We start from the raw sequence: 25,288 nt of genomic DNA on the forward strand, positions 1-25,288 counted from the left end.
TGATGCTGTAAGTTCGATTTGACAAACTTAGTATAAGACGTCTGATTTAAAGATGAATTATCTTTCTAAAGCAATCCTGTAGTTATTGGATGTATGTATTATTATATTATAATGACTTGAATAATAATAGGTGTTTTAAGAAAATTTAGTATTCATTTCAAATATAAGACACTGTAAGAATGCTACTTCAAAAGTTGGAGGTAACAGCACCTAAATCCCTGATTCGTTCACCTAACAATCAGTGGGGATAAAAAAACCACCTCTTACTGAAGGTTCGCTTTATCATGCAAAATAACTTTCTTTGAACAGGAAAAAAGCTGACATGTCCATTGTCAGCTTTTCTTAAAAGATAAGAAACTATAAAATTTGTTGCTATGGGATAAGGATTCAAAGGATAGCCACGTCCGACTCCAGCGCTCAGCAACTAGGCGACTTCACGAAGTCGCCCTACGATAAGTCACCATCGGTTCGTTCTAAATAGGAAGGTCCGACTAAAAACGGGCTTGCCGGAGGGCGTCGGTACGCCCCTGTTGAGGGCATGGTTCCTAAAACTTTCGTTAATTCGTTCCACTCGTTTTGTTGCTACATGTGCGCTTGCACCTTTGTGTATAGGCCGTTCATGCTTGATGCGATTAATTTGAAGATGGTACTTGAACTGCTGGCAGATAAAGTAGTTTTCTCATACATTTATCTTGCTGGATGATCACATTCGTCACATAAATTTCCATAGCAGTCTGCTTTTTCAAACATATCATTCCCACATTTACTACATTTTTTCTTAGGTAAATTTCTGAAAAATTCAAGAACGTTGAGCATTGGAATTCCTCCCCCCTCGGTTAGTAATTATACACTATTGTAATATAACAGTATGATTAAAGTCAATGCTGTGTTACAACAAAAAATTTTTTATCACCATTTTTGGTATCTGCTGCAGCAAAACGTATGTAGTGCCGTGGAAGAACGACTTAGCAATGTAACAGTATATTGACCGTTTTAAGGTATGATAACTTATTTAGATTATAGGAAAGTATTCTTGTTAAAAAGCAAGATGAGGGTTAACTGTCCCTTTGGGGCGATTTGCATTCAGTCATGATAGAAAAAGCAGGTGGGTAAGTGATAGTGTGTTAGTGGTTAGATTTTCCCATGCTAATAAAGGGCAGTTGATACTGTTAAGCTAGCGAGGAAAAACACGGGAAGCGTAGTGTTTTTTCGAAACGGTTGTATTAAAAACCAGAAAAATTGTACATAAATAGAGTGCTAGAATTATAGAAGTTATAATTATGCCAAGAAAAGCTTGGCTTACACAATTTTTGCTTCTATCTGTTTTTTTTATTAAACTAGAAAGAAGGGACAAGAAGATCAAAATGTTGTTTCTTTGCTCTTTTGTTGCTTCATTACGATATCAGGTGAATGTTTAGAGCATAAAGGATAAGCAGTTAGAAGAAATTGCAAACTTTGGAAGGGGTATGACAAGTATGAAATTCATTGATAATCAAGGTATTTTAGACCCAGCTATGAACTTAGCATTGGAACAGTATATTGTAGAAAACTTTGGTGAAAAAGATACATTTTTATTGTTTTATGTGAATCAACCTTCCATCATTATTGGACGCAATCAAAATACGATTGAAGAAATAAATACGCATTATGTTAACGAGCATGATATTAAAGTTGTGCGCCGTTTATCAGGGGGCGGGGCCGTTTACCATGATGAAGGAAACTTGAACTTTAGTTTTATTACAAAAGATGATGGGAATAGCTTTCAAAATTTTGCTAAGTTCACCCAGCCTGTAGTAGAAGCATTAAATAAGTTAGGTGTGCCTGCCGAATTGAAAGGACGTAACGATTTAATTGTCGAAGATCGTAAAATCTCAGGGAATGCCATGTATGCGACAAAAGGAAAGATGTTCAGTCATGGGACGCTCATGCTTGACTCTGAAATTGATAAAGTTGTATCAGCACTTAAAGTAAATAAAGAAAAAATAGCTTCCAAAGGAATTAAGTCCATCCGGAGTCGGGTAGCAAACATTTCCGAATTTCTCAATCAAAAAATATCCATGGACGAATTTAAACACGTCATTTTACGGCACGTATTTGATGTGGAGGATATCTCGGAAGTTCCGCGTTATGAATTAACAGAAGAAGATTGGGAAAATGTTAAACAAATATCACGTGACCGCTATAATAATTGGGATTGGAACTACGGCAAGTCGCCATCGTTTAACATTCAATCTTCCCATAAATTTGATGCAGGTCTTGTTGATGTTCGTTTAGACGTCAAGAAAGGAATAATAGAGAATTGTAAAATTTATGGTGACTTTTTCGGTGTGGGAGAGATCAATGTTTTGGAAAATAGTCTTATTGGTGTCCGCCATCAACAAGAAGCAATTGAAGAAGCGTTAACCGATGTTGATGTTCCTCGTTATTTAGGAAAGATATCGAAAGAAGACTTTATTCAATTAATCTATTAATGTCTTTGTAATGTTGGAAGAACTATATTCTGAAATTCAGGCATGAGTTCAGTTAGGGAGCTCATGCCTTTTGCTGTTCTTTTCTTCGATAGCGCTTTCTCTTGAAATGATAAAGAACCTCATATATAATTGAATTATGCAACGATTCATATAGTTTAGTTAGATATGGGGAGAATGTATTTGTTCACAATAAAATGAATGATTATTCATTCATTTTATTGTGCTAGAGAAAAGGATGGAATGGATTGGTTTATAGCAAAAGGAAAACGAAGGTCTGTCGCCAATCCGAGTTTTTCTAAGACAAGGGGGAGTTTTATGAATATAAGTAAGCAATTGTCTTGTACTGCGCAAGAATATGCGAATAAGCCAGCATATATCTTTGAGCATCAGCCAACGAGTTATAAGGATCTCGATCAAGCTGTGACTTTATTTGCTTCTGGGTTAGCAGCAATTGGTTATAAAAAAGGTGATCACATTGCTTTAGTTGTCGGAAATAGCCCTTATTACATTATTGGTTTATATGGTGCTCTAAGGCTGGGGTTAGTGGTTATTCCGATTAATCCATTATATACACCAAGTGAACTGAGTTATATTTTACATAATGGAGATGTCAAGGCGGTAATAACGTTAGACCGATTGCTAGAAAAATTTCAGGCGATAGATGGGGAACTAAGTATTTCTAATTACATTGTTTGTAATTCTCGGGTAGGAGAACAACCAATACCGATGGAGAGAGAAAGATTGCACGCTTTTTCTGAGGTGCTACAATTAGGAGATCCGTATTTCGACCAACCAGACCTGCAGAGTGATGATTTAGCCATTATTTTATATACATCTGGGACAACTGGTACACCAAAGGGAGCCATGCTTTCTCACCACAATTTGTATTCCAATGCAAAAGATGTTGCAGATTATTTAAGTATAAATGATAAAGACAAAGTAATTGCTGCTTTACCCATGTTTCATGTGTTTTGCTTAACGGTTTCCCTTAATGCACCTTTGATGAATGGCGGGACAGTTATCGTTTTACCAAAATTCTCACCTTCTACCGTATTTGAATTAAGTACAACCTATCAAGCAACTATTTTTGCTGGGGTACCGACGATGTATAATTATTTATTGCAAGCAAAGCGCGAAGATAAAGAAAATCCATTTGCAACGATCCGGTTCTGTATTTCTGGAGGAGCTTCCATGCCAGTAGCTTTGTTAAAGGGATTTGAGCAAGCTTTTGATGTCACCATATCTGAAGGCTATGGATTATCTGAAGCTTCACCGGTAACTTGCTTTAATCCGTTAGATCGACCACGTAAACCGGGGTCCATCGGCTGCAGTATTCAAGGGGTTGAAAACAAGATTGTAGACGAATGGGGTGGAGAAGTGCCTGTTGGCGAGGTTGGGGAATTAATCGTTCGCGGTCCCAATGTAATGCTAGGCTATTATAAGCTTACGGAAGAAACAGCAGCTGCTTTAAAAAATGGCTGGTTATATACGGGAGATATGGCACGAATGGATGACGAAGGTTATTTCTTTATCGTTGACCGGAAAAAAGATATGATTTTAGTAGGTGGTTATAATGTGTATCCTCGTGAAGTGGAAGAAGTCTTCTATAGGCATCCAAATGTAATAGAAGTAGCTGTAATAGGTACGCCTGATCCAGAAACTGGTGAGGCGGTACAATGCTTTGTTGTGACAGATGAAAATGGCGTAACCGCGGAGGAATTAATTTCATTTTGCCAGACGTATTTAGCAAAATATAAAATCCCTACAAACATCATTTTTTTAGATGAATTACCAAAGAATACTACTGGAAAAATTTTAAGGAAAAACTTACGGGAACAAGTACTTCAATGATAAGTGTAAACTTAGCAGCTTTTGCCATTAAACAGGTGGCAAGTTGCTAAGTTTTTCTAACGACATGGCATTTTTTAATAGACATTATTCTATTCTTGTTGATGAAATGGTGAAAAGAATTGGCAAACAAAATAAAATATTAGACAGAAAATGAGTTTTGTTGTTTCTTTTTTTGAAGAAGTTTGGTATTTTAGTAAAGAAGCCACTTTCTTTTCTTCTAGAAAGGATGAAAACATGTTTAACTTCTATACAGATCCTCCCGAAATCACCCCTTTTACTGCTGCTTTGGTCGCTCGACGAGACTCCAACAACAAAGCAATGACGATGGTGCTTGAAGATCAGGAAGAATATGCAGTCGGCTGCTCCCCAAGTAAGGTGATGGATCACGCTTGTAAGTATTTTGGCAGCAGTTTAAAAGGAAGACAGGATGGAACGCGTGATGTTTGCGGTATTACCCATAAGGCCCCCATTACAATTGATCCATTAAGCGGCATGTATTTTTTTCCAACGATTTCTCCTTCGAGCTCTCAGTGTACATGGATCGCCCATTCCCATATCGAACAAGTTCAAAGGAAGCATGAATATGGGACGGAAATTATCTTTCTAAATGGAAAAATTATTGAATTAGACATTTCCTATGGGTCGATGATAAACCAAATACAGCGAACAGCTCAATTTCGGTATTTATTAAATAACCGACTCAAGTTTTTAAAGAAGCACATTGCTCCTTCAGAATCGACTTTTTCATCAACTCCTCAAATATAAGTTTCACTTTTTTTCGGATAGCAGGGTTGAAATAATTGCGTTTTTCCTCACGCCCTCGACAAATAAACAAATAAGAGGAAAAAGAATCATTTTTCTCCAACTTTACAACTTGTATTCGTTTTTTCTGCATCGTTTTCCGTAAGTTTTTTCGCTCCTGAAATGCAAGCTGTTCCATTCTTGTTAAAACTTGTAGATAGGATTCCTTTATTTTAAATGCTTTGAATGAACCAGTCTGTAGAAAATAAATATCTTGTTGAATTACTAAGATCGTCATGGAAAGAAACAGGAAGCGTGATGCCAATGTTAACTCATCTTCGTTTAAGTAACGCAAAAAGAATTCCTCCTCTATAAAGAACGTACGTTCCTTTGTTGCTAGTATATGCGATAACCATAAAAAAATTCAATTCATAAAGAAAAGAAAGTGGCGATATAAGTGATAGGACTTTGCACATGGCGATTTTTCTATTAAAATAGAAAGTACTAACCATTCTTCAAGGGGTTAAAGAGAACACCTCTAATTCAAGCTTTACTTTGTCTATCATTTCATTCTTTTAATTACTATAGGAATGTGTAAAGTTTTAAGTTTATCGTATAACCGACGTTTTTCTCATGTGTTTAGGGAGAAAAAGACACTAAAGTATGAAATCGTCTGTTATAGGAAAACATGGAGATATCATTATTATGTGAAAAAACTAGAAAAATAACATTCATATTATCGAGGAGATTTACTACATGCTTTTATTAGACATCCAACTATCCGATTGGGAAATGATTTTTGATAGTGAAACTTTTGATGATTACATTACGCAACTATTAAAAAATTATGAGAATCTAGGCCCTATCCCTGGCATCCTGTTGCCATTTATTGAGGCGTTTTTTCCATTTTTGCCGCTAGTTGTATTCGTTTTTGCCAATGCTGCTGCTTATGGGCTGTTTGAAGGGTTCATTTTATCTTGGGCAGGTGCAGCAATAGGTGCTATTCTCGTCTTTTTAATTATTCGTAAGTTAGGTGATCGAAAAGTATTTAAAATAATTCGTAAAAATAAACAGGTAAAGAGAGTAACTGCATGGCTAGAAAGGCATGGTTTTGGACCACTGTTTTTATTAATGTGTTTTCCTTTTTCTCCGTCATCTGTTATTAATGTTGTTTCTGGATTGTCTAAAATTAGTACCCAACAATTTATCTTAGCCGTAATTATGGGGAAATCCGTCATGATTTTCTCCATTGCTTATGTTGGCTCAAGTATTATGGAATTTGCCAAGAATCCGGTGAAAACGATTGTTGTTGGAATATGTATCGTGTTATTTTGGATGATTGGTAAATATATTGAAAAGCGATTACAGAAAAAAGCGGAGCTGCGCGAAGAATCTGATATGAGAAAAGATTAAAACATCTGTTTCTAGGGTAAGCTATTAGTAGAATTTACTCTGGAGGAAGATGAAAATGAAAAATAAATATCGGAAAGTGGTCTTTGTTATTTTATTTGGGGCCATGATTATGTTTGTTAGCAAGTCAGCTTTATTTGCCAGCTATGTGGTAGAAGGTGAATCGATGGAGCCAACTTTGGACGATGGGAACCTGCTAATGGTAAACAAATTTGTGTATGATTTAACGGAAGTCGATCGGTTTGATGTGATTGTTTTTCGTGCTAATGAGAAAGAAGATTACGTGAAAAGAGTAATTGGAATTCCAGGGGATACGATTTATTACCAAGATGACAAATTATATATAAATGGGAATTATGTTGAGGAAGATTTTTTGCAAGAATATGCGCAAGCTACGTTAAGTAATAAACCATATACAGAAAACTTCTCGCTGGAAGAAATAACTGGAGAGACAAAAGTGCCAGAGGGGAAGCTATTCGTTATGGGAGATAACCGTGGGGAAAGTTTGGATAGCCGTGTATTTGGATTTATTGCACAGACACAGTTGGTAGGCAAAGTAGATGTGAAATATTGGCCTATTTCTCAAGCTAGTCTAAGTCTGGGTAACTAGTGGGAAATAGCGTCATTGGTGTCATTATGATAGTTGTACAAGATGTTGTGCAAATATGGATGCCAGTCACACCTTCTTCATCTACAGCAAGACGCTTCTTTTCAAACATGATATACTAGAATGGTAAAGACATAAGCAACAATTATAAAGTCAGTTCGGACGGACGATCCCGGTCTTCATCTAAGGAAAGGGTCTTCTGTCCGTTTTCTATTTTATACGTATAGGAGAAGATCGTGGACGTTAGGCTAATCCCCCATGATCTATGATCATTGCAGGGATTTAAATCTGATCATATACCTTTTTGTCATAAAGCTGTCGATAAATCAATTTTTAACCATGAAAGGGGAAGTGAGTGATGGGCCTCCGTTTTATAACAGGTCGCGTAGGTACAGGGAAAAGCGGTCGCATATTTGATGAAATAAAAGAAAAATTGCTAGATCAGCCACAAGGCGCAGCTATATTTTATCTTGTACCTGATCAGATGACTTTTCAGCAAGAATATAATCTATTTAAAGATAAAGACATTCGTGGCAGTATACGGGCACAAGTAGTTAGTTTTTCGCGTTTAGCATGGAGGGTGTTACAAGAAACAGGCGGAGGAAATAAGCCCTTTATTAGTACCATAGGAATGCAAATGATGCTACGAAAAATTATGGAAGAAAAGCAAGGAGAATGGCATGTGTTTCAACATGCTATGGAAAAGCATGGGTTTATTGAACAATTAGAAACGATGATTACCGAATTTAAACGCTATGCTATTACACCTGAATTATTACAAGCTAAAATGGAGCATATGAATAGCTATGTACATAAGAAAACAGGAGAAGAAAGTCTTCTTCATAAATTGGAAGACTTGTTGTATATTTATGAAAAATTGTTGCTTTCATTACAAGGAAAATATATAGACGGGGAAGATCAATTACAATTACTTGCAGATAAAATTGCTCATTCCAGGCTATTAGAACATGCAGAAATCTATATTGATGGTTTTTATCGTTTTACACCTACAGAACTTATTGTAATAGAAGCATTATTAAAAAAATGTAAGCAAGTTACCGTTGCGTTAACGGTCGATAAGCCAGAAGAAGAACCTACTTCAGAAGTTGATTTGTTTTATCAAACGAAAGAAACGTTTTATGCATTAAAGCAATTGGCTGCGTCTATAGATGTAACGGTAGAAGAAACGATGAAACTAGATCCTGCATATGGGCGCTTTCGTAATCGCCCATACTTTGCTCATTTGGAACAGTACTTTGATCATCGTCCAGCACCAACATATGAACAACCAGTACCTATACAAATTGCTGAGGCCGTTCATCCTCGTGCAGAGGTGGAAGGTGCTGCACAGCAAATTATTCATTTGGTGCGAGACGAAGGATATCGTTATCAAGATATGGCCCTATTTATAAGGCAAACAGACATGTATCATGATCTAATCGCGACGATTTTTCATGATTACGATATCCCTGTATTTATTGATGAGAAGCGGACGATGTTAAACCATCCGTTAATGGAATTTATTCGTTCAGCATTAGATGTCGTTGAAGGAAATTGGCGTTACGATGCGGTGTTTCGTCTGTTAAAAACAAGTTTTGTGCCGATTTTGGACAAGGAATATCCGCTAACAGCAGATGCAATTGATGAATTAGAAAATTATGTACTGGAATATGGCGTTCGATCCCGCGCAAGCTGGTTTTCTAAGAAAGACTGGATTTTTCAACGATTTCGTGGATTTGACCAGCTGTCACAAACTGATACAGAACGGGAAACACAATTACGTATTAATCGTTATCGCCAACAAGTAGTCAAAGCCTTTGAAGGCTTTGATACGCAGTTAAGAGAAGCAGAAACGGTGAAGGAAAAATGTGTTTGCTTGTATGAATTAATGGAAGAGCTTCAAGTTCCTACAAAGTTAGAACAATTGCGAGCTGAATACGATGAACAAGCTGAAATTGAAAAGGGCCGAGAACAGGAACAGGTTTGGGATGCGATTATTCAACTGTTGGATGAAATGGTAGAAATGGTAGGCGAAGAAACGATGTCTTTACCTGTATTCCGTAAAACATTGGAAGCTGGTTTAGAAACATTGAAGTTTGCTCATGTGCCCCCAAGTATAGATCATGTGATTGTCGGTTCTATTGATCGCTCAAGAATAAGCGATATTCGTTGTGCCTTTTTATTAGGTGTAAATGAAGGAATTTGGCCGATGAAACCGCCCGTGGATGGCTTAATTAATGAACAAGAGCGTAATTTATTAGCTGATCATGGCGTACAGCTTGCTGAAACGAGTAAACGTCAATTACTAGACGACTGGTTTTATATGTATGTGTCTTTTACAGTAGCAAGTGATCAGTTATGGATTAGTTACCCACTAAGTGATGAAGAGGGAAATACGAAGATGCCATCACAACTTATTAAGCGAATAGAGAACTTATTCCCAAGCTGTTGTGAACATCAATTGCTGCAAGAGCCCGATGAATTGTTAGAAGCAGATCGTTTTGTGACAACACCTCATAAAACAAGAGCTGCCTTAACAGCACAACTAGCAAGGTATCGTAAGGGGTATCCAATAAAACCCATTTGGTGGCATGTACTCAATTGGTATATCATGCAGGAAAAAAAGAACGGAACGACATACCGTATTTTACAGAGCCTATATTATCAAAATAAACCTAGTAATCTATCGTCAGAAACCGTTGAGCAGCTATATCCAAAACAGATTCAAGCAAGTGTTTCTAGACTGGAGACATATTACAGATGTTCTTATCAGCATTTCGCCAAATATAGCCTTGGTTTAGAGGAAAGGCGAACATATAAGCTAGATGCACCAGATATTGGTCAGTTATTCCATGAGGCGTTAAAAACGATAACCGAATGGATTCAACAAGGAAATAAAGAATTTTCTCAACTTACACAAGCTGATGCGGTTTCATACGCACATCAAGCAATTACCAAGCTATCTCCAATATTACAGCACCAAATCTTGCACAGTTCGAATCGCTATCAGTATATTCAACAGAAATTAGAAGAAGTAATTGCAAGGGCAACGTATGTATTAAGTGAGCAAGCTAGAAGAAGTCACTTCTCTCCAGTTGGTTTGGAGTTAGGATTTGGGAACAATCAAGATCTACCGCCGTTAACTGTTCCTTTGCAAAACGGATTTGAATTGATGCTTAGAGGCAGGATAGATCGTGTCGATAAGGCTGTTAAAGATGACGAGCTATTTTTACGAATTATTGATTACAAATCAAGTGCAAAGGAATTAAATTTGCTTGAGGTGTACTACGGACTTGCATTGCAAATGTTAACATACCTTGATGTAGTTATTACGCATTCGGAAAAATGGTTAGGCGTAAAAGCAACACCAGCAGGTATTCTGTATTTCCACGTCCATAATCCGATGATTACAGGACAAGACAAGCTTGATGATGCCACGATTGAAAAAGAATTGTTTAAAAAGTATAAGATGCAAGGGCTGTTGTTGGCAGATGAAGATATTGCTAAACTCATGGACCAAGCTTTAGAATCAGGTGCAAGCCAAATTATTCCAGCCGCAATTAAAAAGAATGGTGGATTTTACAGTTATTCTAAAGTAGCAGATGAAAGGACCATGAAGCATTTACAGCAACATGTTCATCAACTGATGACGCAGGCGGGGATAGATATGACACATGGTGCCATTGATTTAAATCCATATTATTTTAAACAACAAAATGCTTGTACCCACTGCCCGTTTCAATCTGTATGTCAATTTGATCCGACGATACCAACAAATGATTACCGTAAACTAGCAGATATGAAGCAGGATGAAATACTCAAACGGATGCAAGCAGAGGAGGACGCAACATGGTAAGCTGGACAACGGAACAAGAAGAAGCTATCTATACAAAAGGGTCGGATATTCTTGTTGCAGCAGCTGCAGGTTCAGGGAAAACAGCGGTTTTGGTGGAACGAATTATTCAAAAACTGTTAGATAAGGAGCAACCTGTAGATATTGACTCCTTACTTGTGGTTACATTTACGAATGCTGCTGCACAAGAAATGCGTAATCGAGTTGGGGATGCCTTAGAAAAAGCTTTAGAAGAAAACCCAGCTTCGTTACACTTGAAAAAACAATTATCGTTATTGCAACGGGCATCTATTTCCACACTACATGCATTTTGTTTAGATGTTGTTAAACAATATGCTTATTTGTTAGATATTGATCCAGCTTTTCGGATTGCAAATAATATGGAAGCAGAACTGATAAAGCAGGAAGTATTAGACGACTTATTTGAAAGCTGGTATGGAACGGATGCAGAAGAGCAAGAAGCTTTTTTTCAAGTTGTTGACCGTTTTTCCAGTGATCGAAGCGATGCAGATGTAGAGACATTAATTTTACAATTATATGAGTTTGCAGTAAAAAACCCTTGGCCCGATCAATGGTTAGACCAATTAGCGGAAGCTTATGATATACCAGAAACGGTTCGAGAAAGTGAGCTAATCTGGCTTAAGATTTTGAAACGTGAAGTGAAAGAACAGTTAAACGCCATGAAAGAGGAAATAGAGCAAGCAATGAACGTAACAAGAGAAAGTGATGGGCCTTATCATTATGCCGATACACTCGAGAAGGATTTGGTACTCGTTCATGAAGCGAGCGCTCATTTGAATGACTGGCAACAATTGCATGATTGGATTGAAGCGAGTACGTTTGCTAAGCTATCTAGTAAAAAAGTAGAGGTGAATGAGGAAAAGAAAAAACAAGTAAAAAAATTAAGAGAAAGTTATAAAAAACGCTGGACAGCAATGAAGCAAAGTTGGTTTGCTAGAGATTTAAAAAGCCACCTAGAAGATATGCGGGAAATGGCTCCGATTATGAAACAGTTAGCTTTCCTCGTGAAAGCATTTAAAGCGAAGTTTCAAGAAGAAAAAAAAGGACGTGCTCTCGTCGATTTCTCCGACTTAGAGCATTTATGTTTGCAAATATTGCTTGAAGATAGAAATGTGGATAAGCCAAAGCCATCAAAAGTGGCAGAAAGTTTGCAAGAGCAGTATACAGAAATACTCATTGATGAGTATCAAGATACAAACCTTGTTCAAGAGACTATTTTATCACTTATAAGCAATCAAACAGGTGCGGGAAACAGATTCATGGTGGGGGATGTTAAACAAAGCATTTATCGTTTTCGCCACGCAGAGCCGTCTTTGTTTATAAAAAAGTATAATCGTTTTGCTCAATCTGAACATTTTGCTAAACGAATCGACTTGTCGCGTAATTTTAGAAGCCGTAGCCAAGTTTTAATGGCAACAAATTATTTATTTAGACAAATCATTGATGAATCGCTTGGAGAAATAAATTATGATGCAAATGCAGAGCTCATTTATGGAAATAAGATGTATGACAACTTTCCTAATACAACCCTAAATCCAGAATTAATTATTATTGATCGGGAAACGAATGAGCGTAAAGAAACAGACTTGGATCATTCCATGGACTTCGAGAAAGCAGAACTAGAAGCGCGAATGTATGCAAAAAAAATAAAGCAATGGATTGGGCAAGAAAATGGTCAACCTTTACAAGTCGTAGATAAAAAATCAGAGCAACAACGTGACGTGCAGTATCGAGATATTGTTATCTTGCTGCGTTCCATGACGGATGCACCTGTGATTACAGATGAGCTGAAAAAACAAGGAATTCCTGTTTATGCAGAATTGTCGACAGGCTATTTTGCAGCGATTGAAGTAAAAGTCATGATTAGTTTTTTAAAAGTGATAGATAACCCACGGCAGGATATTCCTTTAGCCTCTGTTTTGCGTTCACCAATTGTCGGTCTAAATGAAGAAGAATTAACTACCATTCGGTTAGCGAGAAAAAAACAAACCTATTATGAGGCATTACTATCCTACGAAAAAGAGCATGCCAATGCATTAGCTGATAAAATCACCATGTTTTTAGAATCGTTACAACGATTACGTAAAGCCACAAGACAAGTAGCTTTATCGGAGTTAATTTGGCAAATTTATCGAGAAACGAAATATTATGATTATGTTGGTGGTATGCCAGGAGGTAGGCAAAGGCAGGCTAACCTCCGTGCATTGTATGATCGGGCACGAACGTATGAAGCAACCTCTTTCCGTGGGTTATTCCGTTTTCTTCGCTTTATAGAACGTATGGAAGAGAGGAAGGAAGATCTAGGCGCTGCAAGAGCTTTGAGTGAACAGGAAGATGTTGTAAGGATTATGACGATCCATAAAAGTAAAGGTTTGGAATTTCCTGTAGTGTTACTAGGTGGCATGGATAAGCAATTTAATTTAAGTGATTTAAATCAAAAATATTTATTGCATAAAGATTATGGTTTTGCTAGCAAGTATATTGATCCAGTTAAACGACTATCCTATCCTACGCTTTATTATCATGCATTAAGACGGGAAATGTTACGTGATCAATTAGCGGAGGAGATGCGCGTTTTATATGTCGCATTAACTCGAGCCAAAGAAAAGCTTGTTATGATTGGAAGTGTGGCATCTTTTGATAAGAAAAAGGAAAAATGGCAAGCCGTTCAAAACCATCTTTACTGGGTGCTACCGACTCATGGACGAATAGAAGCAAAAACATACCTTGATTGGGTTGCCCCTGCACTAGTACGGCATCATGAAAATGAAGTATTACGACTAGGAGAAATAGGAGAACAAGTAAAAGAAGAAATTCAACAAGACCCTTCTAGTTGGGAAATTCACATCATTCACGCTAACGAGCTTGAAGTAACAGGGAAGCAAGCTGATGGTGAATTAGATCAGCTTTATCAACACATTTCTGAATGGACTCCGTTTACATTATCCAGCGACAAGTTAGCAAAAAAGGTGCAACAACGTTTGAGTGATACGTATCCTTATATACACGCTGCGCAATCCAGAGCGAAACAAACGGTAACCGAATTAAAGCGGCAGCAGGAACTAAAAGATGAATATAGTAGTGATCATTTAATTACACCTAGGCAAAGACCAATTATGAAACGCCCTGTTTTTATGCAAAAGGAAAAGAAAGTATCAGCTGCTGAAAAGGGTACCTTTATGCATAAAGTAATGCAACATTTACCACTGCATCGTTCGTTGACGTATGAGGAGATTGAAGCGGAATTAGAAAAAATGGTGGAAAAAGAAATGATTGGTCGAGAGGCTGTCGAAGAAATAGATATTACAGCTATTGAACATTTTTATCAAACGCCAATTGCTCAGAAAATGGCAACAGCTCCTTATGTGCAACGAGAAATTCCGTTTAGTTTAACCATTCCAGCCACAGAAGTATATCATGATTGGCAAGGAAAAGAAGATGATGTATTAATACAAGGTGTAATCGATGCGATTATTTCGACAAAGGATGGTTGGATTATACTGGACTATAAAACGGACTCCATTCACGGAGAATGGTCCGAGTTAGTAGAGGAAAAGTTGTTGCGAAGATATCAAACACAAATGGATCTTTACCGCCATGCAGTTGAAACGATTTGGAGACAGCCAGTATTGGAAACATATCTTTATTTCTTTACAAAACAGGCGCTTGTTCAGGTGCCGTCCAGAAGATAATGATATTTATAAACGTTGCTCCTATTTATTCTAAGATTCTTTGTAGAATGGACAAGCAATGGTGAGAAATAATAGCCCTTAGATACTCTATTTTGTATTGCATGCGGATTAGTACTACTGATCCGCGGGCGATGAAAGACTATGCCGTGGAGTTTGCTACATCCACGGCATAGTCTTTAAGCATTTGCAGTTAAATTTTGGTCGTTTATATCTGGGTCAAATGGATTGGTTGAACTTACACCATTATTTGTGCATGTGAAATCTCCAGTGTTTAAGGAACCAGAACCAGCATTTGTTTTTGTGGATTCTTTTGGAGCAACATAAAAGGAATCACCAAAATTTACGACCCCACCACTCACACTAACAATTTTAATCGGACCAACAATAGAAGGCATAGGAAACCACCTTTTGAAAAAATTCTGTTTCTATAGCGTATGACTTTATTAGCTATTGGTGCGTATGGTTTGTTTCGGATATAAGATGCTGTAAGACTCTTCAAAAATGGAAAGATTTTGCCTTGATAAATCTAAACGGGAGATAACAGCAGCTAAATCCCCAATTTTTATTCATAAGATTCACTTGTATCTTTTAGCTTACGGAAATGCTTCACACGAGCCTCTGCATAGACTCTTGTTAAATTACCAATTTGTAGTAAAGAAGAACTACTTACGCCGATACTTGCAACATTCGCCACATGAATGCTCCCTTTGTGGTGGGTCGTTGACTTGTTTACGAGCATTTTTGTTACTGGCCAATACGTATCTCGCTTAAATAGTGGGTAATTGAATGTTTCTTCATCACGTTTAGAAAAAACAGGGGTTTGTTTTTGAATAGCAATGCCTTTAAATTTTAACGCAGCATTTTCTGTATCCCCAATGGAAAGTATACTACTTGTGGATACAGAGTTAGTAAACAAATTATCAACAATGGATGTTCTTTTTTTCATTTCCCTCCCCCCTTTTACGTAAGTGCTAACGGTACGATATTTCCTAACGTAAATGCTTCGGGCGGTGTATCGAAAAAGGATGAAAGAAGAAATTGCTCATTGTCCCCAATTAGAAACACAGATGATGAGGATACGTTGTCAACTTGAACATTACCAATATTTAATCCCCAATTATGAACTTCCATATTCATAGCTATTCTCCTTTAGATCTTTGGGTATCCATATATTTTCGTAGCGATTGTTTAATTTCATGTTTTACGTTGTCGGATATAAATTGGTGGATGTCATCTCTTGTTTGTAAGTTTTTTTCGTTATATGCTTCGTTTTCGTAAAAGGCAATTCGTCCTGGTAACTGTTTGATCATATCTTGAATCAAAATGGGAGGATAACCGTCATCCATATTTACATTATATTCTGCTGCCATTTGATTAATTATATTTGTGCCGTTTTGATGCAAATAATCATTTAATTCTGCTTGTATCGTTTGTTTTAAAGGGGCTTGATAGTTTGGAGGTTTCGGTTGATCAATAAAGCTGCCGTCTAGATTAGCCAAATCTTGTGGAGATAAACCAATATGAAGTGTTCCATCTAATTGTTCAATTTTTAGTTGGTCAAAATGATATTCTACTTTTTCGATATGATTAGATTTTGTGTTCTGTAGCTTTTCTTCTAATTCATTTACTCGTGCTGTTAATTGTTGAATTAACGCTTCCTGCTGTCTCATGTATTCATGTATATCGTACATATAAGCGGACCAGTTTGAATGGTTCATGGAACTCCCTCCTCTGCCATACCTAGACGAATGCCTATGTTTACTATATGCTAAAAGTCGAGAAATGTGCAGTTTAGGGAGCTAAAGGAACCAATGGAACTGCTTCTTGAATAACTTCGGCTGTTGGCGCAGGTTCCGTATAACCACCGGTATTGTAAATGTCAGATTGGGATTGAACACTTCCCGTACTACCAATTTGTAGAACAGATGAATTCGTAATAGCTCCAACTTTAATCATATAAATACTTATGGTTTGATGCACGGTTAAAGGCATTTACATCACTCCTGTCACCTTTTAGTTATAAGACATATCTACTTTATCTGAATCGTATATATATGTTTTAGCATTTCCTAAGTTTACGCGAATCCCGTTGCCGGTATTAAAGGACCCTCCACCAGCAAATGTTTTAGCAGTACTATTCGGAGACATCGAGTAAACGTCACCAATATTAAAAATACTGGAAGATGATAAGTTAACGACTTTCACTGCCCCTACTTTCGCTGGCATTTCAATACCTCCTCTTTAACGAGACAAAGCTTTTTTTCACTATAGGAAAGTGTACAACTTTCGCTTTATAGTATGAATTAAGTTTTTCTAACAATAAGGAGAAGTTTACTTTAGGTAATTTCGCTTATTATTAAGTTATGTATAAAAAATAAATTGTTGAGGAATTAAAAGAAGAAATATGTTACATTTGTTTAAAAATTTAGCTTGTGATTTGTTGTTTCTTTTCTTATAGTTAAATAAAAGGAACATTCGTAAATCCATTTCGAAGCTTCTTGTGTTAAGAATACATAAAATGTTTTTGATTTGCCCACAAGCGATTTTTTATTGTTTAAGGTATTATAGGTGTTTTTCACCATAAAGAATGATTGTTTTTTCTAATGACAATTAAACTAATAAAGGAAAGGGATGTGTTTATGAATCAACAAGCTTCACCTGTGCAAACAAAAGACAGACTGCATTGGGTAGATGCTGCAAGGGGATTTGCCATTTTTGGCATACTAATTGTTAATATGCTGTCATTTAGCTCTCCTTACTTTACATACAGAGGAGAAGGGTTAGTTTGGAATAATCCTGAAGATGAGGTAACGCTTGCTGTTATTGATATCGTTTTTCAAGCGAGCTTTTACAGTTTATTTTCTTTTTTATTTGGATTTGGCCTCCAATTAATGACGGATCGTCTCCAATTAAAAAAGTTAGAAGCTGTTCCGCTTCTAACTCGAAGACTTTTATTTTTGTTATTATTTGGAGTGATTCATGCATTTGTAATTTGGTATGGTGATATCTTAATTACCTATGCTCTAGTCGGTTTACTTGCATTGTTATTTTTGAAAGTAAAGGAGAGGACTTTAATTTATTGGGCTGTGGGGCTATTAGGAGGGTTTGTTGGCTTTATTACATTTATTTCCTATTTGGCGAGAACATGGATAGCTATGTATGGACAAGAGCCATTAAAGCCAGTTGAACCTATTATTGCAAATTATCAAAGTAACTCCTTTACTACTATTTGGTCACAAAATGCGCAAGATTGGCTGTTTGGGAGTGGATTAGGTCTCTTCTTTCTTCCCTTTTTACTCTTGCCATTATTTTTAGTGGGTATGTATTTTGCAAGAAAACGTTGGTTACATCATCCAATGCAACATAAATCAGTACTAAAAAAGTTATGGGTGTATTCGCTTATTTTGTTTTTAGTGTTTAAATTAGGGCCGTATTTCTTTGGTAACCCATTGTGGTTTGAAATTGCCCAAGATAGTATTGGAGGCTTGTTCTCTGCCTTGTTTTATATTTTGTCCATTACACTATTGGGACAAACAGAATTAGGTGCTAAATTGATGCAACCATTTAACTATGTTGGGAGAATGGCATTTACCAACTATATTATGCAATCTATCCTTTGTGTTCTCTTGTTTTATGGGATTGGATTAGGTTGGTATGGTCAAACTCCCCCGTTACAAGGTGTAGGTATAGCCATTATTATTTATGGTTTGCAAATGATATATAGTAGTATATGGTTAAGGAAGTTCCGTTATGGGCCTTTGGAGTGGTTATGGAGAAGTCTTACTTATGGAAAGATGCAACTTATGGGCAAATAAATCATGAAACACTGAAAAAGCAGCTTGGAACAGTGCCAAGCTGCTTTTTTATGGTCTGGTATATCATAAAATTTTATATCTATGGATAAACTTAGCCACGTCCGGCTCCAGCGCCAGCAACTAGGCGACTTCACTCCATTGCCCGAAGCTAAATCATCATCGGTTCGTTCTAAGTAGGAAGACCGACTAAAGACGGGTTTACCGGAGGGCGCCGGCATACTCCTGTTGCAGGAGCATGATTCCTAAAACTTTCGTTGCTTCGTTCCACTCGCTACGTTGCTAACCGGGCGCCCCGAGCCTTTGTTCTTATGGTGTTAATACTTCTTTAATATGAGAAACAGCCCATTCTAAATCTTCTTGTTTAATAATTAATGGAGGTGCAAATCGAATGACGTTTTCATGTGTCTCTTTACAAAGCAGTCCTTTTTCCTTTAACGCTTCACAATATGGACGGGCTGGTTCGGTAAGCTCCACACCGATAAACAACCCTTTACCACGAACTTCTTTTATTTTTGGATTAGGGATGGACTTTAATTCATTCATCATGTATGTTCCTAATTCTAAAGAACGATCAGCTAAATTCTCTTCTTCTAATACATCTAATGCAGCAATAGAGACAGCACATGCTAGTGGATTACCTCCAAATGTGGAACCGTGAGAACCAGGATTGAATACACCGAGAATATCTTTGTTAGCAACTACACATGAGATTGGAAAGACGCCTCCACCTAAGGCTTTTCCAAGAATTTGTACGTCAGGTGTTACATTCTCCCAGTCACATGCAAACATTTTTCCTGTGCGAGCTAGTCCAGACTGAATTTCATCCGCAATATATAGTACATTGTTTTCTTTACAAATCTGATATGCTTCTTGTAAAAACCCATCTGGTGGGATAACAATACCAGCTTCTCCTTGAATTGGTTCAAATAGAAATCCAGCGGTATTTTCATTGATTGCAGCCTTTAGAGCTTCTGCATCTCCGTAAGGGATAATTTTAATACCTGGTAACATTGGTCCGAAGCCACGTTTGTATTCGGCTTCAGATGATAAAGAGACAGCGGTCATTGTTCGACCGTGGAAGTTACCTTCACAAGCAATAATTTCAGCTTTGTTTTCCGCCACTCCTTTTACGTCATAAGCCCACCTTCTAGCTGCTTTAATAGCCGTTTCTACTGCTTCTGCGCCTGTATTCATCGGCAATACCATCTCTTTATTTGTAAGCTTACAAATTTTTTCAAACCAAGGCCCAAGCTGATCATTATGAAAAGCTCGGGATGTTAAAGTTAAGCGATCTGCTTGATCTTTTAGCGCTTTAATAATTTGTGGGTGGCGATGTCCCTGATTAACAGCTGAATAAGCACTGAGCATATCCATGTAGCGGTTTCCTTCAGGATCTTCTACCCACACTCCATCTGCCTTAGAGATGACCACAGGCAGAGGGTGGTAATTTTTAGCACCGTATTCCTGTGTTTGATCAATAATTTGTTGACTTGTTTGTCCCATATGATCCCTCCGAATTTTAAAAATAATCTACAAATACAGTATAACAGTTTTTATTGCAACTGCCAGCTATAAAAAAATGAATCTATTAAATTTAAACCTAGCTGATAGATGGGAAGCTTTCCTAATTAGAAAGTAATTTTTATCATAATAGAGTAGCTGTTACATATTTGTTAAACGATAGAGTGTTAAAAATGAAAAGTTACTAGGATCATGATATGATAGCATTAGTTGAATTGGAAATAGGAGGTAGATTGTTTCATGACACATTTGCATATAACGGGATGGGTATTAGGGTTTATTTTATTAGCAATCTCTTATGCTATGTATAAGAAAGGTAATACAAAAGCAGGGAAAATCGTACATATGATTTTGCGCTTGGATTATTTACTTATACTATATTCTGGAGGAGACTTAATCACCCCTTACTTTAATGGTGGATCGTTAATGGCAGAAGCAATTGTTAAAGGGGTTGCGGGTATATGGATGATTGCTATTATGGAAATGATACTCGTTCGCTTACCAAAGGAGAAACCATTAAAAGTACTGTGGATACAGTTTGTCATTGCGCTTATTATTCTGCTTGTATTAGGATTCGTTCGTTTACCTATGGGAATTCAATTAGGTTAAGAATGAACAAAAATAAAAGGTTGTCCTTATGAACGTAGGACAGCCTTTTTTATACTATAATGGCTTTAGAATAGGCGAAACTACAGTTTTTCATCATAAAGTTTTAACTGGATAAAGCGAAAAATAATCGGACAAGAAAAAGATGGACGGGGGAAAGAGAAGTGATGAAGAAAGTAATTGCTTTTTTAATAGTTAGTTTCATGTTTTTTATTTATGTACCAACTATGGTTCAAGCTGATGAAACAAGCATTCAAGATGAAGTTTTTTATCGTATCTTAGTTGACCGCTATAATAATTTAAATGTTGAACGTGATAAACAAATTGATCTTGATAATCCAAAAGCATATCATGGTGGTGATTTGGAAGGGATTACAGATAGGTTGGATACTTTTGAGGAATTGGGGTATACTTCCATCATCCTGTCACCTATTATGGCAAACGCACCAGACGGTTATCATGGTTATTGGATAGAAGACTTTTATAACGTAGAACAGCAATTTGGTGATATGGAAAGTTTGCAAAAGTTAATTGATGAAGCTCATGAAAGAGAGATAAAAGTTGTTTTGGAGCTTGTCACGAAGTATGTTGCTAAAAGCCATCCGATTGTTACTAATCCATCTAAAGCGGATTGGATCGATCGAGATGCACAAGTAAACACAGCTTGGGGGGAAAATGTTGTTGCATTGAATCAAGAAAATGAAGCAGTACAAGATTATTTAGTCGATGTAGCAAAGTATTGGAAAGAAGAAACGGATGTTGACGGTTTCCAATTACACGCTGCAGACCAAGCTTCACCATCGTTTTTAAAACTACTTTCAAATGAAATAAAACAATCTGATGAAAATTTTTATTTGTTAGCAGATGTACTAGAGGGAAAATCTGATGTAACTACTTTACAGGAAAATCAACATATTGATGCTGTTGAGAACCATAATGCACAGCAAGCAATGCGTGATGTTTTTTCTAAACCCGGTGTCTCACCGGAAAATATATTTGAAGCAACAATGCAGGATAGTGTTGTTGATATGCTATTTATGGATGACCAATCCATGGAGCGTTTTACACAAACTTTAGCGGAAAATGGCAGAAATCCATTGACAGCTTGGAAATTAGCTTTAACCTTTTTATATTCCATGCCAGATGTCCCCGTCATCTATCAAGGTTCTCATCTGCCGATGTATGGTTCCACATTGGATGAAGTACAACGGATGGTAGAGTTTAACAGTGGAGATAAAGAATTAACGGAGTTTTTTAATAGGATATCTTCCTTACGTCAAGAGTTTCCCGCCTTACGAAGAGGAAACTACGAAATGGTAGGGACAGATGGAGCAATGAGTGTGTTTAAACGTACTTATGATGGGCAAACGATGTATATTGCTATTAATAACGATGTAAAAACACGTTCTGTTACCATTTCAGATGTAGAAGAAGGAAAAGAATTGCGAGGATATTTAAGTGATCAAACCTTTCGAGCTAATGGCAACGGAGAATATCGGGTTGGTTTAGATAGAGAGATGGTAGAAATATTCTCTGTAGAAGAAGACACAGGACTTAACTGGTGGTTTATTGGTTTTATAATCGGTATATTTTTATTGTTTATCGTTGGGATAGTGGTGTTATCTAGAAAACAAAAGAAAAATGAGGGGTAAAGGAGACTACAAAGCAGGCGATCCTTGGTGACATTTATTACAATAGAAAAAATCGAATATTTTATTTGCGCATTTCACAAAGGGATTTTGCCCTCTTCGTATTGTTACTTTGCGAAGAGGGATGTAAAGTCCCTTTTCTGCTTGGTGCTTCCATTTATGCAGGGCGATCAAAATCGGTATCATTTAAAAAGAAGAGTGCAATCGTTCCAGGCCCTGAATGCGCACCTATAACCGACCCAACCATCTCAATAATAACATCTTTTACGTGAAATTTCTCCTTAATCATGGAAGCAAGTTGTTCTGCTCGCTCGAAGTCATCGCCATGGGAGATTGCAATGGTTTGGTTTGATAAATCATCACCGCGTTCTTCCATGATTTCTAGCATACGGTGGAACAATTTTTTTGAACCGCGTATCTTTTCTAAAGGAATTAACTTCCCATCTTCTACGTGAAGAATTGGTTTAATCTTTAACAAAGAACCAACAAACGCTGCTGTTCTGCTTACACGGCCACCTCGATATAGATATTCTAGGTTATCAACAGTAAAGATGTGCTCCATATGAAGAGCGCAGGACTTACTTGATTCTACGATTCTTTGTAACGCCGCTCCTTGCTTGGCAAGCTTTGCTGCATGAAGTACAACAAGCCCATACCCTAGTGAAGCACATTTCGTATCAATTACGTGAATAGGTGCATCGGGATAGCTTTCTTTTACTTCTTGTTCCATCATTTTTGCTGCTTGATATGTACCAGATAGTTGAGAAGAAAAAGCAAGGTAAACTAAAGGTTGATTTGCTTCAGCATGAGATGTAAAAATAGACTTAAAACGTTGAGCTGAAGCTTGCGATGTTTTTGGGGTTTTCCCATCACGCATTGCGTGGTAAACTGTTTTAGGATCTATTGTTTTGACATCTTCGTAATCCTTATCATCAAGCCGGACGGTTAATGGTATAAATGCTATGTCGTATTTATTATAATAATCTGCTGTTAAATCGCAAGCTGAATCGGCAAGGATTTTAATATCCATCGTTTATTCACCTACATTCCTTTTAGTAATCTTTCTTTTAGTTTATAGTTGTTTATGTAGTTAGTCAAAAAAAAGGAATGTTTAATTTTAATAATTTTCAAATAAAAAAGTTAATGACATCTAGCGTTTGGGTGTGTGTATGATGACAGACTAATTATCTGTAAACGAAGAAGGAGGCCTCTATGTTCATTTTTGAAGCAAAACGAATTGCAGTAGTCATTTTTGGAGCGTTGCTTAATGCAATATCTCTGAACTTTTTCTTAATTGAAGCAAATGTGTATGCTAGTGGGTTTACTGGTGCTGCTCAATTAGCATCTAGCGTTTTTAATGATTTCGTTGGCATCGGAATTAGTACGGGAATTTTATTAGCTCTATTTAATATCCCTGTTGCTATATTGGGTTGGTTTAAAGTAGGTAAAGGGTTTACGATTTATAGTGTCGTTTCTGTATTTTGCACGACTCTTTTTCTAGAATTTATTCCTATGGTTCAAATATCAGAAGACATTATTTTAAATGCTGTCTTTGGTGGTGTTGTTGGTGGTACTGGTGTAGGGATTACACTTAAAGTCGGTGCTTCCACTGGAGGAATGGACATTGTGGCGATGGTTCTATCGAGAATGAAAGATAAACCGATAGGTACGTATTTTTTAATGTTAAATGCGATTATTATAGCATTCGCTGGTATTTTATATGAACCAGAAAATGCTTTGTATACCTTACTTACTTTATACGTAACGACACGTGTAATTGACGCTCTTCATACACGTCATGAAAAGGTTACAGCTATGATCATTACTCGTAAAGCGGATGAACTGCAGGCTGCTATTCACCAAACTATGGTACGTGGTATTACGATTCTTCCAGCTAAAGGAGCTTATACGAAAACAGATAAGGATATGCTTTATCTGGTCATCACTCGGTATGAATTGTATGATTTAGAAAGAATTATTAATGAAGTAGACCCGAACGCATTTACAAATATCGTTCAAACGACAGGTATATTTGGTTTTTTTCGCAGAGATTAAACAAGAGAGGAAGCGGGAGCTATGTGGAAAAAAGTTTTCTTGTTTTTAGCTATATCATTAGTACTTTTTGGATGTAGTACGAAGAATGAAAAGGCTGGCACTACAGCCAAAGACACTTCAACACGAGAAGCACAGACAAACGGCGTTCGTTTTGAAAACTTGGATATGGAAGTGAAAGGTGGAATAGCTGTTTTACAAGGTGAAGTGCATGCGAATGAAACGAATGTATTCTACCAATTGGAACATGAAGGAGAGTCTCTTAGTGACGAAACGGCTTTACCTTTAGAGAAGAAGAAAGGGCAATGGGAGAAGTTTATGGTAGAGGTTGAACTGCCAGAGGAAACATTGAATGCGGAGGAACCTCCAGTAATTGTTATATATGGAAAGAATCATGATGGTGAAAAAATAAACCCGAATTATTTCCCTGTAGATGTTGAAAACAAATAACCAAAAGGGCGTGTAAGTTAGAAAAACTTGGCTTGTCGCCAAGCCAATATGGCGAAAGCAGCAAAAACTTTTTTATATTTCTATCATGTAAGAAAAGGCCAAGCAATAAGGATGCTGGCCTTTTAAAATCCATTTTTTTCTATTACTTCCGTTACCTTTGGTATTAAATCATCCCATTCTGTATCGAATTGCTTATTTACGGTAATAAAGTTTTGATATCCAAAAACATTATCTACACCTTCTACTTGCATTAAGTCATTTAAAATGTCATATTCACTCGTATCTCCAGGCATTATGGATATACTGTTTGTTCCTTCAAATATTATTTTATCTGTAGTAAATTTCATTGCATTTGGATTCGGGGTGGCTTCAGCACGAATACTCAAATTTCATCCCTCCTAAATCATACTTATTCTCAATAATAGCAGATATAAGAAGGATTAAAAAGTATTTTGTCGCTAAGCATATGTGTTAAAGGCGTGTCTTTTCGTATTTTGTTCGTAACATCAATGTATGTTAGGCAGTTCGAAGCTAAAATTGGTAATGGGA

23 protein-coding genes are annotated in these 25,288 nt (G+C 36.9%); 12 read left to right on the forward strand and 11 right to left on the reverse strand.

Going from position 1 to position 25,288, the window contains the following annotated elements; translation table 11 throughout:
- Window positions 1-687: 687 nt before the first annotated feature.
- Complete coding sequence (yhfH, locus tag BUB45_RS05545) at window positions 688-816, reverse strand: protein YhfH (RefSeq protein WP_073006120.1); 129 nt, start codon at window positions 814-816, stop codon at window positions 688-690.
- 659 nt (window positions 817-1,475) lie between these two features.
- On the opposite strand from yhfH, the gene lplA reads away from it, so the two are divergent.
- The 3 genes from lplA (at window position 1,476) to BUB45_RS05560 (ending at window position 5,087) form a co-directional block, all read left to right on the forward strand.
- Window positions 1,476-2,471, forward strand: coding sequence for a lipoate--protein ligase (gene lplA / locus BUB45_RS05550; protein WP_073006121.1), 996 nt, complete (start codon window positions 1,476-1,478; stop codon window positions 2,469-2,471).
- A gap of 315 nt (window positions 2,472-2,786) precedes the next feature.
- Window positions 2,787-4,322 (forward strand): fatty acid--CoA ligase family protein, encoded by a 1,536-nt coding sequence (locus BUB45_RS05555; protein WP_073006123.1) that lies wholly within the window; start codon window positions 2,787-2,789, stop codon window positions 4,320-4,322.
- Window positions 4,323-4,472: 150 nt separating this feature from the next.
- On the forward strand, window positions 4,473-5,087 hold the full coding sequence (locus BUB45_RS05560; protein WP_244527661.1) for a competence protein ComK: 615 nt from the start codon (window positions 4,473-4,475) through the stop codon (window positions 5,085-5,087).
- Here the strand turns inward: BUB45_RS05560 and BUB45_RS05565 are convergent.
- The gene (locus BUB45_RS05565; RefSeq protein ID WP_073006125.1) at window positions 5,023-5,418 is read right to left on the reverse strand and encodes a YhjD family protein; all 396 of its coding nucleotides are present in this window, start codon (window positions 5,416-5,418) and stop codon (window positions 5,023-5,025) included. The two genes, BUB45_RS05560 and BUB45_RS05565, sit on opposite strands and share 65 nt — an antisense overlap.
- Window positions 5,419-5,819: 401 nt before the next feature.
- Here BUB45_RS05565 and BUB45_RS05570 point away from each other — a divergent pair, with 401 nt between their 5' ends.
- From BUB45_RS05570 to addA, 4 genes are all read left to right on the forward strand, one after another.
- Window positions 5,820-6,476 (forward strand): TVP38/TMEM64 family protein, encoded by a 657-nt coding sequence (locus tag BUB45_RS05570; RefSeq protein ID WP_073006127.1) that lies wholly within the window; start codon window positions 5,820-5,822, stop codon window positions 6,474-6,476.
- Between the two features lie 55 nt (window positions 6,477-6,531).
- The gene (lepB, locus tag BUB45_RS05575) at window positions 6,532-7,083 is read left to right on the forward strand and encodes a signal peptidase I (protein WP_342068339.1); all 552 of its coding nucleotides are present in this window, start codon (window positions 6,532-6,534) and stop codon (window positions 7,081-7,083) included.
- 355 nt (window positions 7,084-7,438) lie between these two features.
- Complete coding sequence (addB, locus tag BUB45_RS05580; RefSeq protein ID WP_073006130.1) at window positions 7,439-10,936, forward strand: helicase-exonuclease AddAB subunit AddB; 3,498 nt, start codon at window positions 7,439-7,441, stop codon at window positions 10,934-10,936.
- Window positions 10,930-14,646: a helicase-exonuclease AddAB subunit AddA gene (gene addA / locus BUB45_RS05585; RefSeq protein ID WP_073006132.1), complete on the forward strand. Its 3,717-nt coding sequence runs from the start codon at window positions 10,930-10,932 to the stop codon at window positions 14,644-14,646. The genes addB and addA overlap by 7 nt, the downstream gene beginning before the upstream one ends.
- A 176-nt stretch (window positions 14,647-14,822) precedes the next feature.
- Here addA and BUB45_RS05590 read toward each other — a convergent pair whose 3' ends face one another.
- The 6 genes from BUB45_RS05590 to BUB45_RS05615 all read right to left on the reverse strand — a co-directional run bounded on the left by BUB45_RS05590 (window position 14,823) and on the right by BUB45_RS05615 (window position 16,872).
- Window positions 14,823-15,041 carry a spore germination protein gene (locus BUB45_RS05590; protein WP_073006133.1) on the reverse strand — a complete coding sequence of 73 codons (219 nt, stop codon included), beginning with the start codon at window positions 15,039-15,041 and terminating at the stop codon, window positions 14,823-14,825.
- A gap of 167 nt (window positions 15,042-15,208) precedes the next feature.
- The gene (locus BUB45_RS05595; protein WP_073006135.1) at window positions 15,209-15,592 is read right to left on the reverse strand and encodes a spore germination protein GerPE; all 384 of its coding nucleotides are present in this window, start codon (window positions 15,590-15,592) and stop codon (window positions 15,209-15,211) included.
- Window positions 15,593-15,606: 14 nt separating this feature from the next.
- Complete coding sequence (locus tag BUB45_RS05600) at window positions 15,607-15,783, reverse strand: spore gernimation protein GerPD (protein ID WP_073006137.1); 177 nt, start codon at window positions 15,781-15,783, stop codon at window positions 15,607-15,609.
- 2 nt (window positions 15,784-15,785) lie between these two features.
- Entirely contained in the window at window positions 15,786-16,364 is a 579-nt protein-coding gene (gene gerPC / locus BUB45_RS05605; RefSeq protein ID WP_073006139.1) for a spore germination protein GerPC, read from the reverse strand.
- 73 nt (window positions 16,365-16,437) lie between these two features.
- Entirely contained in the window at window positions 16,438-16,638 is a 201-nt protein-coding gene (locus tag BUB45_RS05610) for a spore germination protein GerPB (RefSeq protein WP_073006149.1), read from the reverse strand.
- Between the two features lie 21 nt (window positions 16,639-16,659).
- Entirely contained in the window at window positions 16,660-16,872 is a 213-nt protein-coding gene (locus BUB45_RS05615; RefSeq protein ID WP_073006151.1) for a spore germination protein, read from the reverse strand.
- Between the two features lie 377 nt (window positions 16,873-17,249).
- Here BUB45_RS05615 and BUB45_RS05620 point away from each other — a divergent pair, with 377 nt between their 5' ends.
- Entirely contained in the window at window positions 17,250-18,461 is a 1,212-nt protein-coding gene (locus tag BUB45_RS05620; RefSeq protein ID WP_244527662.1) for a DUF418 domain-containing protein, read from the forward strand.
- Between the two features lie 306 nt (window positions 18,462-18,767).
- Here BUB45_RS05620 and BUB45_RS05625 read toward each other — a convergent pair whose 3' ends face one another.
- Entirely contained in the window at window positions 18,768-19,964 is a 1,197-nt protein-coding gene (locus tag BUB45_RS05625; protein WP_073006155.1) for an ornithine--oxo-acid transaminase, read from the reverse strand.
- 258 nt (window positions 19,965-20,222) lie between these two features.
- Between BUB45_RS05625 and BUB45_RS05630 the strand changes: the two genes are divergently transcribed.
- Both BUB45_RS05630 and BUB45_RS05635 read left to right on the forward strand, forming a co-directional pair.
- The gene (locus BUB45_RS05630) at window positions 20,223-20,591 is read left to right on the forward strand and encodes a YisL family protein (protein ID WP_073006157.1); all 369 of its coding nucleotides are present in this window, start codon (window positions 20,223-20,225) and stop codon (window positions 20,589-20,591) included.
- Window positions 20,592-20,755: 164 nt separating this feature from the next.
- Window positions 20,756-22,240, forward strand: a complete 1,485-nt coding sequence (locus BUB45_RS05635; RefSeq protein WP_073006235.1) for an alpha-amylase family glycosyl hydrolase — start codon at window positions 20,756-20,758, stop codon at window positions 22,238-22,240.
- A gap of 154 nt (window positions 22,241-22,394) precedes the next feature.
- On the opposite strand, the gene BUB45_RS05640 is transcribed toward BUB45_RS05635, so the two are convergent.
- Entirely contained in the window at window positions 22,395-23,267 is an 873-nt protein-coding gene (locus BUB45_RS05640; protein WP_073006158.1) for a DegV family protein, read from the reverse strand.
- Window positions 23,268-23,449: 182 nt separating this feature from the next.
- On the opposite strand from BUB45_RS05640, the gene BUB45_RS05645 reads away from it, so the two are divergent.
- Together BUB45_RS05645 and BUB45_RS05650 are read left to right on the forward strand one after the other, a co-directional pair.
- Window positions 23,450-24,292, forward strand: coding sequence for a YitT family protein (locus BUB45_RS05645; protein ID WP_073006160.1), 843 nt, complete (start codon window positions 23,450-23,452; stop codon window positions 24,290-24,292).
- Window positions 24,293-24,313: 21 nt separating this feature from the next.
- Complete coding sequence (locus BUB45_RS05650; protein ID WP_073006162.1) at window positions 24,314-24,739, forward strand: hypothetical protein; 426 nt, start codon at window positions 24,314-24,316, stop codon at window positions 24,737-24,739.
- A 122-nt stretch (window positions 24,740-24,861) separates the two neighbouring features.
- Here the strand turns inward: BUB45_RS05650 and BUB45_RS05655 are convergent, their stop codons facing one another.
- Window positions 24,862-25,125, reverse strand: coding sequence for a NifU N-terminal domain-containing protein (locus tag BUB45_RS05655; protein ID WP_073006164.1), 264 nt, complete (start codon window positions 25,123-25,125; stop codon window positions 24,862-24,864).
- Window positions 25,126-25,288 lie beyond the last annotated feature (163 nt).

The sequence above is a fragment of the Virgibacillus chiguensis genome (assembly GCF_900129865.1).
Taxonomy (GTDB): Bacteria; Bacillota; Bacilli; order Bacillales; family Amphibacillaceae; genus Virgibacillus; species Virgibacillus chiguensis.

Coding starts and splice junctions, on each gene's coding strand:
- yhfH (WP_073006120.1), bottom strand. CDS start 816: ATGCTCAACGTTCTTGAATTTTTCAGAAATTTACCTAAGAAAAAATGT.
- lplA (WP_073006121.1), top strand. CDS start 1,476: ATGAAATTCATTGATAATCAAGGTATTTTAGACCCAGCTATGAACTTA.
- BUB45_RS05555 (WP_073006123.1), top strand. CDS start 2,787: ATGAATATAAGTAAGCAATTGTCTTGTACTGCGCAAGAATATGCGAAT.
- BUB45_RS05560 (WP_244527661.1), top strand. CDS start 4,473: ATGAGTTTTGTTGTTTCTTTTTTTGAAGAAGTTTGGTATTTTAGTAAA.
- BUB45_RS05570 (WP_073006127.1), top strand. CDS start 5,820: ATGCTTTTATTAGACATCCAACTATCCGATTGGGAAATGATTTTTGAT.
- lepB (WP_342068339.1), top strand. CDS start 6,532: ATGAAAAATAAATATCGGAAAGTGGTCTTTGTTATTTTATTTGGGGCC.
- addB (WP_073006130.1), top strand. CDS start 7,439: ATGGGCCTCCGTTTTATAACAGGTCGCGTAGGTACAGGGAAAAGCGGT.
- addA (WP_073006132.1), top strand. CDS start 10,930: ATGGTAAGCTGGACAACGGAACAAGAAGAAGCTATCTATACAAAAGGG.
- BUB45_RS05590 (WP_073006133.1), bottom strand. CDS start 15,041: ATGCCTTCTATTGTTGGTCCGATTAAAATTGTTAGTGTGAGTGGTGGG.
- BUB45_RS05595 (WP_073006135.1), bottom strand. CDS start 15,592: ATGAAAAAAAGAACATCCATTGTTGATAATTTGTTTACTAACTCTGTA.
- BUB45_RS05600 (WP_073006137.1), bottom strand. CDS start 15,783: ATGAATATGGAAGTTCATAATTGGGGATTAAATATTGGTAATGTTCAA.
- gerPC (WP_073006139.1), bottom strand. CDS start 16,364: ATGAACCATTCAAACTGGTCCGCTTATATGTACGATATACATGAATAC.
- BUB45_RS05610 (WP_073006149.1), bottom strand. CDS start 16,638: ATGCCTTTAACCGTGCATCAAACCATAAGTATTTATATGATTAAAGTT.
- BUB45_RS05615 (WP_073006151.1), bottom strand. CDS start 16,872: ATGCCAGCGAAAGTAGGGGCAGTGAAAGTCGTTAACTTATCATCTTCC.
- BUB45_RS05620 (WP_244527662.1), top strand. CDS start 17,250: ATGACAATTAAACTAATAAAGGAAAGGGATGTGTTTATGAATCAACAA.
- BUB45_RS05625 (WP_073006155.1), bottom strand. CDS start 19,964: ATGGGACAAACAAGTCAACAAATTATTGATCAAACACAGGAATACGGT.
- BUB45_RS05630 (WP_073006157.1), top strand. CDS start 20,223: ATGACACATTTGCATATAACGGGATGGGTATTAGGGTTTATTTTATTA.
- BUB45_RS05635 (WP_073006235.1), top strand. CDS start 20,756: ATGAAGAAAGTAATTGCTTTTTTAATAGTTAGTTTCATGTTTTTTATT.
- BUB45_RS05640 (WP_073006158.1), bottom strand. CDS start 23,267: ATGGATATTAAAATCCTTGCCGATTCAGCTTGCGATTTAACAGCAGAT.
- BUB45_RS05645 (WP_073006160.1), top strand. CDS start 23,450: ATGTTCATTTTTGAAGCAAAACGAATTGCAGTAGTCATTTTTGGAGCG.
- BUB45_RS05650 (WP_073006162.1), top strand. CDS start 24,314: ATGTGGAAAAAAGTTTTCTTGTTTTTAGCTATATCATTAGTACTTTTT.